The following is a 13,064-nucleotide window of genomic DNA, read 5'->3' on the forward strand; positions in this document are numbered from 1 at the left end:
GGCCGGCCGAGAGGTCGGCCTCGGAGGCGACCTCGGCCTGGGCGGCCTGGGCGGCCCGGCGGGCGGCGGCGATGAAGTTGGTCTTGATGTCGGTCGCGCCGTCCGCCTCGGCGGGCTCGGCCCGGTCGCGGGCCTGGCGCTCCCGAGGGGCGGCGTCCTTGGACGGACGCGCCGCGCCGGGCTCCAGCAGCTCGTCGCCGGACCGGGCCGTCTCGGGGCCCGTCGCGGCGGCGCTCGGAAGCTCCGGGCGCCGGGCGGTACGGGGGCGCGGCGCCTCGACGGTGGTCGAGGCGAGCAGACGCTCCTCCAGCGGCACCGCGCGGTTGCCGATCGGGGCGCGGGCCGGCGCGGCGGCCGGGGGCGCATCGAGGCGCCCGGTCAGGCGCTCGAGGGCGGTCTGCACCCCTTCGAGCGTCGTGGCGAGGCGCTGGTCGGACGCCGCCTGCCGGGCCTGCATGTCCGCGAGGCCGGCGCGCAGCAGCCCGAACTCGCTCGTCTCGGCGTTCCCGCGCCCGCCGATCGAATCGGCCACGGCGCTGCGGGTGGCACGGGCCACGGCGGCCTCGATCGGTGCCTCGTCGCGGAGCGCGGAGACCTGCTTGAGCAGGTCACCCATGGACCGCTCCAGGCTTGCGAGCGTCGGGTCGCCGCTGCGGGCGTCGAGCCGGTCGGCGATCGACACCACCTGCTTTTCCAGGGCGTCGAGGCCGTCGTCGCCGGAGCGCGCGCCGACGCGGTCGACCTTCTCCGCGAGGTTGCGCAGCATGGCGTGGATCGAGGCGACGTCGCCGCCCGGCATCGCCGGCATGCGCAGGCTCTCGCCGAGGCCTTCCAGGCGCCCGATCAGGTCGCCCACCGGCTGGGTGCTGACGCGGTCGACCTTGTCCGACAGCGCGTCGATCCGCCCGAGGATCGCCTGAGAGCTGGCCGCGTCGGCGCCGTGTGCGCCCGCCTGCATCGCGTCGAGCTTCGAGGCGATCGCGTCGATCTGGTCGACCAGCGCCGCCGGGGCGGGGACGCTGGCGTTGAGGCCGCTGCGGATCTCCTCCAGCAGCGGGCGCAGGGCGGTGTCGCTGCCCGCGGTCGCGGCCTTCTGGAGCTGGGCGATCTGTGCGCTGATCGCCTGGACGCCGGCGGCGAGGCTCTGGATCCGCTCCGGCCCGGCGAGCGCCGCGATCAGGCGGCGGATCTCCTCGATCTCGTCGAACAGGTGCTTGAGCCCGTCGTGATCGACGGCGCTGCCGTGCCCGGTGGCGACGACGGCATCGAGCCGGGAGGCGAGGCGCTCGACCTCGCCGGCCACGCGGGTGTGGACGTTCTCGGCCACGTCGTCGGCCAGTCGCTCGACCTGCGCGCGGATCAGCTCGATCGGCTCGGCGATGGCGGCGAGGTCCGCCGGCGCTCCGGCGCGCTCGACGCCGCTGGCCAGCGAGATCACCGCCTGCTCCAGGGCGCCGAGGTCGCGCCGCGTGGCGAGATGGCCGATCGATTCGCGAAGCCGGTTCGTCTCGCGGCGCAGCTCGGACACCGCGGTGTCCGGCAGCGCGGTGTCCTCGACCGTCGCGTCGAGGCGGCGGGCGATGTCCTCGCGCATGGTCGCGACCACGCTGGCGCCGGCGTTCTCGCCGAGCTCGCGCTGGCGCTGGCGGATGTCCTGCACCGCATCCTGGATCTCGGCGGCCGCCGGGCGGCCGCGCCGGCCCGGGGGCCGGGTCGCCGCGAGCTGCTCGCCCAACGCCGACATCCGGCGCTCGATGTCGCCGAGGCGCTCGGCGACCTGCTGGACCGGGGCGGCGCTGGCGCCGATCGCCGCGCCGATGCGGGATTCGATGTCGGCGATCCGGCGCTGGGCGGCGTCTTCCACAGACAGCCGCTCCTCGGCGAGGGTGCGGTCGAGCCCGTCGATGCGCGCGAGCAGGGCCTGGATGGTCGCGCCGAGGGCGCCGTCCGAGGCGGCGTCGGGCATCGTCGCGGCGGCGGGAGCCGGCGCGGCCTGTGCGGCCGGCCGGGACGTCCCAAGATCCGAGGCGGGGCGGCGCGGCACCTTCGTGCTGGACTTCGCGGCCGCCTTGACCGAGCCCGCCTTCGCCTTGTCCGGCACGACGGAGGCGATCCACGTTTCCAGCGGGACGCCGGCGCGGCGGGCCACGTCGCGGGCAGCATCGAGCACGTCGGGATCGAAGTTGTCGAAGCTCGGCGTCGCGGTTCGGGTCATCATCGGGCCTGCGTTCGGCGGCGTTCGGCACCGGGCCCCGGCCACGTTCGCGCACGCTTGCGACGTGTCCGGAACGCGGTCCTCGGATCGGTTGTCCAGGACCATTAACTTTCTTGGTAAACACCGGGTTAAGAGGTCGAACATGGGTTGCATCGGTCGAAACCGCGGAACCCGGCCGCACCCCTCTTGCCCCCGGACGGCGGGATAGTTTATATATGAACTATCGAGAGACCCACCGCTCCGCGACGGACCGGGCAGGGCCTCCGCCCCCTTGGAGGATCGACACATGCCGAGCTATCGCGCCCCGGTCGAGGACACCCTGTTCCTCCTCAACGACGTGCTCGGCTTCCACAACCACGCCAACCTCGCGGGCTTCTCCGAGGCCACGCCGGACATGGTCGAGGCGGTGCTGAACGAGGGCGCCAAGCTCGCCGACGAGGTGCTGGCCCCGCTCAACCGCGTCGGCGACCTCGAAGGCTGCCTCCGCCGGGCCGACGGCTCGGTGACGACGCCGAAGGGCTTCAAGGCGGCCTACGACGCCTACGCCCAGGGCGGCTGGATGGGCCTGTCGGTGCCGGAGGAATACGGCGGCCAGGGGCTGCCGCACACGCTGAACACCGCGATCCAGGAATTCGCCTCCGGCGCCAACCTCGCGCTCGGGATGTATCCGGGCCTGACGCAGGGGGCGATGGCGGCTTTGCTGGTTCACGGCTCGGACGAGCAGAAGAGCACCTACCTGCCGAAGATGGTCGAGGGCGCCTGGACCGGCACCATGAACCTCACCGAGCCCCATTGCGGCACCGATCTCGGCCTCCTGAAGACCAAGGCCGTGCCGAACGGCGACGGCTCCTACGCGCTGACCGGCACCAAGATCTTCATCTCGGCGGGCGAGCACGACCTGTCGGAGAACATCGTCCATCTCGTCATCGCCCGGATCGAGGGCGCGCCGGCCGGCACCAAGGGGATCTCGCTCTTCGTGGTGCCGAAGTTCCTGGTGAACGCGGACGGCTCGGTCGGCGCGCGCAACGGCGTGTCCTGCGGCTCGATCGAGCACAAGATGGGCATCCACGGCAACTCGACCTGCGTGATGAACTACGACGGCGCCACCGGCTGGCTCGTCGGCCAGGAGAACCGCGGCCTCAACGCGATGTTCGTGATGATGAACGAGGCGCGGCTCGCCGTCGGCGTGCAGGGCCTCGGCCAGTCCGAGGTCGCCTACCAGAACGCCGTGGCCTACGCGAAGGACCGGCTGCAGGGCCGCTCGCTCACCGGCGCGAAGGCGCCGGACAGGGCCGCCGACCCGATCATCGTCCACCCCGACGTGCGCCGCACGCTGATGGGCATCCGCGCCTTCAACGATTCGGCGCGCGCGCTGATGCTCTGGACCGCGCTGCAATCCGACATCTCGCATCGCTCCGAGGACGCGAAGGAGCGCCAGACCGCCGACGACCTGCTCGGCCTGCTCACCCCCGTGGTCAAGGGCGTGCTCACCGACCGGGGCTTCGCCAACGCGGTTGAGGCGCAGCAGATGTTCGGCGGCCACGGCTACATCGAGGAATGGGGCATGTCGCAGTTCGTGCGCGATGCCCGCATCGCGATGATCTACGAGGGCGCCAACGGCATCCAGGCGATGGACCTGATCGGGCGCAAGCTGCCCAAAGACGGCGGTCGCGCGATGATGACCTTCCTCGGCGAGGTCCAGGCCTTCATCAAGGACAACGGCGAGGACGAGGCGCTGAAACCCTTCACCGCGCCGCTCCAGGCCGGGCTCAACGACCTGCAGGGCGCCACCATGTGGTTCATGCAGAACGCGTTCTCGAAGCCGGACAACGCCGGCGCCGGCGCCACCGACTACATGCATCTCCTCGGCCTCGTCGCGATGGGCTACATGTGGGGCAAGATCGCCAAGGCGGCGAACGCCAAGAAGGCCGAGCGGCCGGAGCGCATGGAGGCCAAGCTCGCCATCGGCCGGTTCTACATGGAGCGGGTGCTGCCCGAGACCGCGATGCGCTTCGGGCGGGTCAAGGCCGGCGCGGACACGACCATGGCCTTGCCGGCCGAGGCGTTCTGAGGGAGTTCTTCCCTCCCCCCTCTGCGGGGGGAGGGTGGCCCGCGAAGCGGGTCGGGAGAGGGGAGCGACGGTGCCGGATAACGCGCTCCCCTCTCCCGACCCTCGCTGACGCGAGGCCCACCCTCCCCCGCAGAGGGGGGAGGGACGTGAGGGAGCGTCGGACCGCGCAAGCCCTCGCTGTTGCCAAGTGGACAACGATCCGAGGGAAACGCCATGACCGAGGCCTTCATCTACGACCACGTCCGCACCCCCCGCGGCCGCGGTAAGCCGGACGGGTCGCTGCACGAGGTCACGGCGCTCCGCCTGGCCGAGACGGCGTTGCGCGCGCTCAAGGACCGCAACGGCCTCGACACCCGGAAGGTCGACGACGTGGTGCTCGGCTGCGTCGACCCGGTCGGCGAGGCCGGCGGCGACATCGCCCGGGCCGCGGCGCTGGTCGCCGACTACGGCAACCACGTGCCGGGCGTGCAGATCAACCGCTTCTGCGCCTCGGGCCTCGACGCGATCAACTTCGCCGCCGCCCAGGTCATGGCCGGCCAGCACGACATGACGGTGGGCGGGGGCGTCGAGTCGATGAGCCGCGTCGGCCTCGGCGCCTCGGGCGGCGCCTGGCCGGTCGACCCGGCGATCGCGATCAAGTCCTACTTCATGCCCCAGGGCGTCTCCGCCGACCTGATCGCCACCAAGTACGGGTTCAGCCGCGACGATTGCGACGCCTACGCCGTGCAGTCCCAGACCCGTTCGGGCAGGTCCTGGGCCGACGGCCTGTTCAAGGATTCGGTCGTGCCGGTGCGCGACGTGAACGGCATCACCCTGCTCGACCGCGACGAGCACATGCGGCCCGCGACCGACATGCAGTCGCTCGGGCAGCTGAAGGCCTCGTTCGTGCAGATGGGCCAGATGGGCGGCTTCGACGCGGTGGCGGTCGACGCGCATCCGGACGTCGAGGCGGTCGACCACGTCCACCATGCCGGCAACTCGTCGGGCATCGTCGACGGCGCCGCCGCGGTGCTGATCGGCTCGCGAGAGGCGGGCGTCGCCGCGGGCCTGAAGCCGCGTGCACGAATCCGCGCCTTCGCCAACATCGGCTCGGATCCGGCGCTGATGCTGACCGGCCCGGTCGACGTGACGAGGAAGGTGCTGGCGCGGGCCGGGATGCAGCTCTCCGACATCGACCTGTTCGAGGTCAACGAGGCCTTCGCCGCCGTGGTCCTGCGCTTCCAGCAGGCGTTCGACCTCGATCCGGCCAAGGTCAACGTCAACGGCGGCGCCATCGCCATGGGCCATCCGCTCGGCGCCACCGGCGCGATGATCCTGGGCACCGTGCTCGACGAGTTGGAGCGCACCGGCAAGGAGCGCGCCCTGGTGACCCTGTGCATCGGCGCCGGCATGGGCACGGCGACGATCATCGAGCGGGTCTGACGCGGTCTCGAACCGGCCGGCGCGTTCCCTATTCGACGCGAACGCTGCTAGAGCCGGCCCCGACCCGTGCCGGGAAACGGCGGGGACGACACGAACCTTTGGGAGAAACGATGACCCGCCTTCTCGCCACCCTGTGCCTGACGACCGCGCTCGCCCTGCCCATCGCCGCCCGCGCGGACGAGGCGGCCGACAAGGTCGCCGAGGCCAAGACGCTCGTCAGCAAGACGCTGATCAAGAACCTGAAGACCGGCTTCGACGCCGCGCTCGAGAAGACCGTCGCCGCGATGCCGGACGACAAGTCGGACTCCGTCCGTAAGGAGCTGATGGCCGAGTTCGACAAGCAGAGCGGCATCATGGTCGAGGGGCTGTCGAAGGAATACGCGACCAAGTTCACGCTGACCGAGCTCAAGCACCTCAACGAGATCTACGAGGACAAGACCTACCTCAAGTTCCAGGCCATCAACGCCGACCCGTCCTCGTCGGTGACGGCGATCTCGCAGGCTTCGGTGACGAAGCTGCTCAACATGCTGGCGATCGCGGCGGCCGGCGACAACACGCCGAAGGCCGGGGCTCCGATGCCTGCGCCGACTCCGGCACCCGCCCCGGCGCCCGCGCCGGCCCCGGCGCGCTGACGTCGGCGGCGGAGCGATCCGGGCATGGCCCCCCAGCCCAGCTCAGGCGGCCTGCGCGGATCGCTCCGACCCGGGAAAGCCCGCCACCTCCGGCAGGCCTTCGAACCGGGGCTTGGCGAAGTGATAGCCCTGGAACAGCGTGATCCCGAGGTCGCGCAGGGCGTTGAACTCGGCTTGCGTCTCGACGCCCTCGGCCAGCACCGAGACGTCGAGGCCGCGCGCGATGGCGACGAGGCCCGCCACGATCGCGCCGCGCCCGGCATCGGCGTCGATGCCGCGCAGCAGGTCCATGTCGATCTTGATCAGGTCGGTGCGGAAGTTCGCCAGCAGGCTCAGCCCGGCATAGCCGGCGCCGAAATCGTCCAGCGCGGTGAGGAAGCCCTGGCGCCGGTACTCGGCGATGATGCGCTTCACGTGGGCGATGTCGCGGAAGCGCTCGTTCTCGGTGAACTCGAACATGATCCGGCGGTGCTCGAAGCCGACCCGGCGCGCGGCCTCGAGCGAGGCGCGGATGCAGGCCGCCGGCTCGTACACGGCGTTGGGCATGAAGTTGATCGACAGGCGCGTCCGGTCGTCCTTCGGGAACAGGCGCCCGGCGAGCTCGATCGCCTTGACCCGGGCGGCCTGGTCGAAGCGGTAGCGCGTCTCGTCGGTCACGCGGTCGAGGATCGAGGCCGCCGACTGTCCTTCCGGCCCGCGGACCAGGGCCTCGTAGCCCCAGACGCGGCCGTCGACCGTGTCCAGGATCGGCTGGAACGCCATGGTGAAGGCGAAGCCGAGTTCCTCGCCGTTGCGGCAGGCCCGGCACTTCCCGGCGGTCGCCTTCCCGTCGGCCGGCGCGGCGTCGGCTGGTCTGGCATCGGCACGCTCGGCATCGACGATCATGGGCTAGTTTCCGTTGCTCGACCCCCTCAAGCCTTCTGAAGAGCAAGTATCTCCACACTGTTAACGCGCCGGACTACATGCGTTCGGTCATCCGAGGATCAGCGATGAATCTCCAGAACTTTCGCTTCGAGACCGATGCCGACGGCGTCGCCCTGGCCGTCTGGGATTGCCCCGGCCGCTCGATGAACGTCATCACGCAAGCCGTGATCGACGAGATCGAGGCGATCGTCGACGCGGTCGTCGCCGATCCGGCCGTGAAGGGCTGCGTCATCACCTCGGGCAAGGACAACTTCTCGGGCGGCGCCGACCTCACGATGCTGCAGGGCCTCGGGCTCGAATACGAGAAGCTCAAGCGCGAGCAGGGCGAGGAGCTCGCCATGCGCCACTTCTTCGAGGCGTCGCGCCGGCTCTCGCTGGTGTTCCGCAAGCTCGAGACCTGCGGCAAGCCCTTCGCGGCGGCGGTGAGCGGGCTCTGCCTCGGCGGCGCGTTCGAGCTGGCGCTGTCCTGCCATCACCGCGTGGTCTCGGACGACCCGAAGACCCGCGTCGGCCTGCCCGAGATCAAGGTCGGGCTGTTTCCCGGCGGCGGCGGCACCCAGCGCGTGGCGCGGCTGATGCAGACCGGCGACGCCCTGCAGATGCTGTTCAAGGGCGAGCAGATCCGCCCGGCGATGGCCAGGAGCATGGGCCTCGTCCACGAGGTCGCGGGCAAGGACGAGATCGTGGCCAAGGCCAAGGCCTGGATCCTCGCCGGCGGCTCGGCGGTGGCGCCCTGGGACGTGCCGAAGTTCAAGGCCCCGTCGGGCAAGGTGTATTCGCCGGCCGGCATGATGATCTGGCCCCCGGCCAACGCGATCTACCGGCGCGAGACGCACGACAACTACCCGGCGGCGAAGGCGATCCTAGCCTCGGTCTACGAGGGCCTGCAGCTGCCGATGGACCTCGGCCTCAAGGTCGAGAGCCGCTACTTCGCGATGATCCTGCGCACCAAGGAGGCGGCGGCGATGATCCGCACGCTGTTCATCTCGATGGGCGAGCTGAACAAGGGCGCGCGCCGCCCGAAGGACGTGCCCGCCACCAGCCTGCGCAAGGTCGGCGTGGTCGGCGCCGGCTTCATGGGCGCCGGCGTCGCCTACGTCACCGCCAATGCCGGCCTCGAGGTGGTGCTCGTCGACCAGTCGACCGAGGCGGCCGAGAAGGGCAAGGCCTACGCCCACGCGCTGATCACCGGGCAGATCAACAAGGGTCGTGCCAAGACCGCCGACCGCGACGCGCTGCTCGCCCGCATCCAGGCGTCGGCCGACTACGCGGATCTCGCCGATTGCGACCTCGTCATCGAGGCGGTGTTCGAGGACCCGAAGGTGAAGGCCGAGGTGATCGCCAAGGTCGAGGCGGTGATCGGCCCCGACACGATCTTCGCCTCCAACACCTCGACGTTGCCGATCTCCGGCCTCGCCAAGGCGTCCTCGCGCCCGGAAGCCTTCGTCGGCATCCACTTCTTCTCGCCGGTCGAGAAGATGATGCTCGTCGAGATCATCAAGGGCGCGGCCACCGGCGACCGGGCGCTCGCCACCGCGCTGGACTACGTCCGCACGGTGAAGAAGACGCCGATCGTCGTGAACGACGCCCGCGGCTTCTTCGCCAACCGCTGCGTCGGCGCCTACATCCTGGAAGGGCACAAGATGCTCAACGAGGGCGTGCCGCCCGCGATGATCGAGAACGCCGGCAAGATGGCCGGCATGCCGGTCGGCCCGCTCTCGCTCAACGACGAGGTCGCCCTCGACCTCGGCCTGAAGATCGCCAAGGCGACGGAGGCGCAGCTCGGCCCGGACGCGGTCGACCCGGCGCAGAAGGCGCTGCTCGTCGAGCTCGTCGAGAATCAGGGGCGGCTCGGGCGCAAGAACCGGAAGGGCTTCTACGACTACCCGGAGGGCGCGCCGAAGCGCCTATGGCCCGGGCTGAAGGACCTGCAGCCGACCCACCTCGACCCGGACACCCTCGACATCGCCGAGCTGAAGCACCGGCTCCTCGTGGTTCAGGCGCTGGAGGCCGCGCGCACGGTGGGCGAGGGCGTCATCACCGATCCGCGCGAGGCCGACGTCGGCTCGATCCTCGGCTTCGGCTTCGCCCCGTTCACCGGCGGCGCCCTGTCCTACATCGACTTCATGGGCGCGAAGGACTTCGTCGCCCTGGCCGAGGGGCTTGAGGCCAAGCACGGCCCGCGCTTCGCGGTGCCCGACAACCTGCGCGCCATGGCCGAGAGCGGCGGCACGTTCTACGGCGAGGCGGCGAAGCAGGCGGCGTGATCGCCCTTTCCCTCCCCCACTTCAGGGGGAGGGAACTCACGGCATCGTGGGCGTTTGGATTCAACACGGCGTCCCGTCTCACCCCACCGCGGCCAGCCGGCGCCGCAGCACCTCGACGTCGGCGTGGTTGTTCGACAGCAGGTCGGTGATGTCGCCGACGACGAGCGCCTTCACGTGGCGGCAGCGCACTCCGTGGCGGCCGGCCATGCAGGTGCAGCGCAGCATCAAGCCGCTCCTGCGGTCCTCCAGCGAGACCTCGTAGCGGTTGCCGGTGCTGCCGCGCATGGCGAAGCGCAGCGCGTCGGGCTCGGCCGGCTTGAGCGCCCGCAGGATGCGGTCGCTGATCGCGCCGGCGCCCGCCCGCGGGATCGCGGCGGTCCCGTCGATCCGCGTCGCCGGCAGCGACAGCACCCGCGACAGGTCGGGCACGTCCGCGGCCTCCGTCTGCCGGACGGCCGCGAGCGCGATCTCGGCGCAGGCATAGGCGTCCTCGCCGGCGTCGTGGTGCTCGAACCGGATGCCGAGGCGGCGGGCGACCTTGCCGAGGCCGCAGCCCTCCGGGTCCGGGAACACGCGGCGGGCGACCTGCACCGTGCAGAGGTAGCGCAAGGGGGGCGCCGGCAGCCCGCAGGCCTGGAGCGAGGCCCGCAGCACGCCGATGTCGAAGCTCGCGTTGTGGGCGAGGATCAGCCCGCCGGCGAGGTCGGGCAGGAACTCGGCGACCGCCTCGCCGAAATTCGGCTTGTCGCGCACGTCGGCCGGGACGATCCCGTGGACGCGGATGTTGCCGGGCGAGAACCGCAGCTCCGGCGGCCGGATCAGCCGGGACGCGCGCCGGACCACGCGGCCCCCCTCGATCCAGGCGAGCCCGATCGCGCAGGCGCTGTCGCGTCGCTCGTTGGCGGTCTCGAAATCGAGGGCGACGACGGTCATGTGCCTGAACGGGACGGCCGCGGGGGTGTCATGACCCAGGTCTATGACCCGCGGACTCGCGCTTCAAGCGCCTGCGACCATCGCGAGCCATTCGTCTTCCGAGACGACGCGCACCCCGTGCTTCTCGGCATCCTTCAGCTTCGAGCCGGCGCCGGGGCCGGCGACAACGAGGTCGGTCTTCGCCGAGACCGAGCCCGAGACCTTCGCCCCGAGACGTTCCGCGGTGGCCTTGGCCTCGTTGCGGGTCATCTTCTCCAGCGTTCCGGTGAAGACCACGGTCTTGCCCGAGAACGCCGCCGTGCGCGCGGCCGCCTCCATCGGCGCCACCGTCACCTCGGCGAGCAGCGCCGAGACGGCGGCGTCGTTGTGCGGCTCGGAGAAGAACGCGATCAGCGAGTCGGTCGCCACCGGGCCGATCTCGCCGTCGTCGGCGAAGACCCGGTAGGCGTCCCCGGGTCGCTGCTCGGCCGCCCGCGCGATCGCCGCCCGGGCGGCGTCCAGGCTGCCGTAATGGGCGATCAGGCTGGCGCGCTGGCTGGTGCTGAACCGGATCCTGCCGGCGTCCGCCGGCGCGGCTTCGCCCTCCTCGGCATCGCCCGCTTCCGCCGGAGGTTCCGCGTCAGCCGAATGTGCCGCTTCGCCCGGCAGGCCGGCCTCGAGCAGCCGGTCGCGGGTGGTCGGCCCGATCCGCGGCACCGCTGAGAGCTCGATCCAGTCCGGCCCGGCCTGCGCGTCGGTCGCCGCCCGCAGCGCCGTCTTCAGCTCCGAAAAGTCCGAGAACCGCTTGGCCAGGGCCTTGGCGGTCGATTCGCCGATGTCCGGGATGCCGAGGGCGAACAGGAAGCGGTTCATCGGCAAGCTGCGGCGCTCGGCGACCGCCGCGAGCAGGTTGTGGATCGCCTTGTCCTCCTCCTCGCCCTTCTTCTTGGTCGGCTTCTTCGGCGCCGGCGCCCCCTCCGCCCGGCGCTCCGCCGACAGGGCCTCGCGCCGCGCGACGATCGCCGCCTTCAGCGGCTCGAATTCGAGGGTGAACAGGTCGGCGGGTTGTTTCACGAGCCCGGCCTCGAACAGCACCTCGATGTAGGTCTGCCCGAAGCCTTCGAGGTCGAAGCCGTTGCGCGAGACGAAGTGCTTCAGCCGCTCGACCCCTTGGGCCGGGCAGATCAGCCCGCCGGTGCAGCGCCGCACCGCGTCGGGCTTACCGGTGCGCGGGTTGATCTCGCGGACCGCCTTGCTGCCGCAGGCCGGGCAGGTCTCGGGAAAGTCGAAGGGCTTCGCGTCGGCCGGGCGCTTCTCCAGCACCACGTCCATCACCTTCGGGATCACGTCGCCGGCCCGCAGCACCACCACGGTGTCGCCGACGCGGATGTCGCGGCCGTCGCGGATCGGCTCGCCGTCGCCGCCGACGCCCTTGACGTAGCCCTCGTTGTGCAGCGTCGCGTTCGAGACCACGACGCCGCCGACCGTCACCGGGCGCAGGCGCGCGAGCGGGTTGAGCGAGCCGGTGCGGCCGACGTTGATGTCGATGCCCTCGACCACCGTTAACGCCTCCTGCGCCGCGAACTTGTGGGCCAGGGCCCAGCGCGGGCTCCGCGACACGAAGCCGAGCCGCTTCTGCAGGGCGAGGTCGTCGACCTTGTAGACGACGCCGTCGATGTCGTAGCCCAGCGTCGGCCGGTCGGCCTCGATCCGCCGGTAATGCGCGATCATGCCGGCCGCGTCCGTGCAGGTGACGGTCAGCGGGTTCACCGGCAGGCCCCACGCGCGGAACCGGTCCATCACCCCCGATTGCGTTCCCTCGAACGGCGGCACCACCTCGCCCCAGGCGTAGGCGAAGAACTTCAGCGGCCGCGCGGCGGTGATCGACGGATCGAGCTGGCGCAGCGAGCCGGCGGCGGCGTTGCGCGGGTTGGCGAAGAGCGGCTTGCCCGCCGCCTCCTGGCGGGCGTTGATCGCGGCGAAATCGGCGTGCGAGAGGTAGACCTCGCCGCGCACCTCGCAGACCGCCGGCCAGCCGCTGCCGGCGAGCGCCTGGGGGATGTCCTCGACCGTGCGGGCATTGGCCGTGACGTTCTCGCCGGTCTCCCCGTCGCCGCGGGTGGCGGCGGTGACGAGGCGCCCGTCCTCGTAGCGCAGCGACAGCGAAAGACCGTCGATCTTCGGCTCGGCCGTGAAGGCGAGCGGTTCCTCCGGGCGGTTGAGGAAGCGGCGCACGCGGGCGACGAACTCCTCGACCTCCGCGTCGGCGAAGGCGTTGCCGAGAGAAAGCATCGGCACCGCATGGCGCACCTTGGCGAACTTCTCGGAGGGCTTCGCGCCCACCGACGCGCTGGCGATGCCGGTGCCGGCAAGGTCGGGGACCTGCGCTTCCAGCGTCTCCAGTTCCCGGCGCAGGGCGTCGTAGGCGGCGTCCGAGATCTCGGGCGCGTCCTCCTGGTGGTAGAGCCGGTCGGCCTCGGCGATCTCGGCGGAGAGCGCGGCGTGGCGCGCCCGCGCCGCCTCGGCGGTGAGCGTGTCGGCCTCCGGCGCGACGGATTCGACGCGGGCCGATTTCGGGGCGGCCGATTTCGGGGCGGCAGGCTGGGGCTTCGGCATCGGGC

Annotated in this window: 7 protein-coding genes and 1 pseudogene; 4 read left to right on the forward strand and 4 right to left on the reverse strand. The window is 71.4% G+C overall.

Features of this window, described 5'->3' with window-relative positions; translation table 11 throughout:
• Positions 1-2,218: pseudogene (locus FV227_RS19440) on the reverse strand (hypothetical protein); the annotation flags it as partial.
• 283 nt (positions 2,219-2,501) lie between these two features.
• Here FV227_RS19440 and FV227_RS19445 point away from each other — a divergent pair.
• From FV227_RS19445 to FV227_RS19460, 3 genes are all read left to right on the forward strand, one after another.
• Complete coding sequence (locus tag FV227_RS19445; RefSeq protein ID WP_147728812.1) at positions 2,502-4,286, forward strand: acyl-CoA dehydrogenase C-terminal domain-containing protein; 1,785 nt, start codon at positions 2,502-2,504, stop codon at positions 4,284-4,286.
• A 213-nt stretch (positions 4,287-4,499) separates the two neighbouring features.
• Positions 4,500-5,708: an acetyl-CoA C-acetyltransferase gene (locus FV227_RS19455; RefSeq protein WP_147728814.1), complete on the forward strand. Its 1,209-nt coding sequence runs from the start codon at positions 4,500-4,502 to the stop codon at positions 5,706-5,708.
• A gap of 110 nt (positions 5,709-5,818) precedes the next feature.
• Positions 5,819-6,340: a hypothetical protein gene (locus tag FV227_RS19460; RefSeq protein ID WP_147859718.1), complete on the forward strand. Its 522-nt coding sequence runs from the start codon at positions 5,819-5,821 to the stop codon at positions 6,338-6,340.
• Positions 6,341-6,382: 42 nt separating this feature from the next.
• On the opposite strand, the gene FV227_RS19465 is transcribed toward FV227_RS19460, so the two are convergent.
• Positions 6,383-7,102, reverse strand: coding sequence for an EAL domain-containing protein (locus FV227_RS19465; protein WP_246686551.1), 720 nt, complete (start codon positions 7,100-7,102; stop codon positions 6,383-6,385).
• A gap of 227 nt (positions 7,103-7,329) precedes the next feature.
• Here FV227_RS19465 and FV227_RS19470 point away from each other — a divergent pair, with 227 nt between their 5' ends.
• The gene (locus tag FV227_RS19470) at positions 7,330-9,531 is read left to right on the forward strand and encodes a 3-hydroxyacyl-CoA dehydrogenase NAD-binding domain-containing protein (protein ID WP_147727934.1); all 2,202 of its coding nucleotides are present in this window, start codon (positions 7,330-7,332) and stop codon (positions 9,529-9,531) included.
• Between the two features lie 78 nt (positions 9,532-9,609).
• On the opposite strand, the gene FV227_RS19475 is transcribed toward FV227_RS19470, so the two are convergent.
• Both FV227_RS19475 and ligA read right to left on the reverse strand, forming a co-directional pair.
• A complete protein-coding gene (locus FV227_RS19475) occupies positions 9,610-10,464 on the reverse strand; it encodes a 3'-5' exonuclease (protein WP_147727933.1) in 855 nt (284 codons plus the stop codon).
• 63 nt (positions 10,465-10,527) lie between these two features.
• Complete coding sequence (gene ligA, locus FV227_RS19480; protein ID WP_147859719.1) at positions 10,528-13,059, reverse strand: NAD-dependent DNA ligase LigA; 2,532 nt, start codon at positions 13,057-13,059, stop codon at positions 10,528-10,530.
• Positions 13,060-13,064 lie beyond the last annotated feature (5 nt).

The organism is Methylobacterium sp. WL119, assembly GCF_008039875.1.
Taxonomy (GTDB): Bacteria; Pseudomonadota; Alphaproteobacteria; order Rhizobiales; family Beijerinckiaceae; genus Methylobacterium.

What these genes read in the sequence shown, in the direction of transcription:
- FV227_RS19445 (WP_147728812.1), top strand. Translation starts at nt 2,502, where the DNA reads ATGCCGAGCTATCGCGCCCCGGTCGAGGACACCCTGTTCCTCCTCAAC.
- FV227_RS19455 (WP_147728814.1), top strand. Translation starts at nt 4,500, where the DNA reads ATGACCGAGGCCTTCATCTACGACCACGTCCGCACCCCCCGCGGCCGC.
- FV227_RS19460 (WP_147859718.1), top strand. Translation starts at nt 5,819, where the DNA reads ATGACCCGCCTTCTCGCCACCCTGTGCCTGACGACCGCGCTCGCCCTG.
- FV227_RS19465 (WP_246686551.1), bottom strand. Translation starts at nt 7,102, where the DNA reads ATGGCGTTCCAGCCGATCCTGGACACGGTCGACGGCCGCGTCTGGGGC.
- FV227_RS19470 (WP_147727934.1), top strand. Translation starts at nt 7,330, where the DNA reads ATGAATCTCCAGAACTTTCGCTTCGAGACCGATGCCGACGGCGTCGCC.
- FV227_RS19475 (WP_147727933.1), bottom strand. Translation starts at nt 10,464, where the DNA reads ATGACCGTCGTCGCCCTCGATTTCGAGACCGCCAACGAGCGACGCGAC.
- ligA (WP_147859719.1), bottom strand. Translation starts at nt 13,059, where the DNA reads ATGCCGAAGCCCCAGCCTGCCGCCCCGAAATCGGCCGCCCCGAAATCG.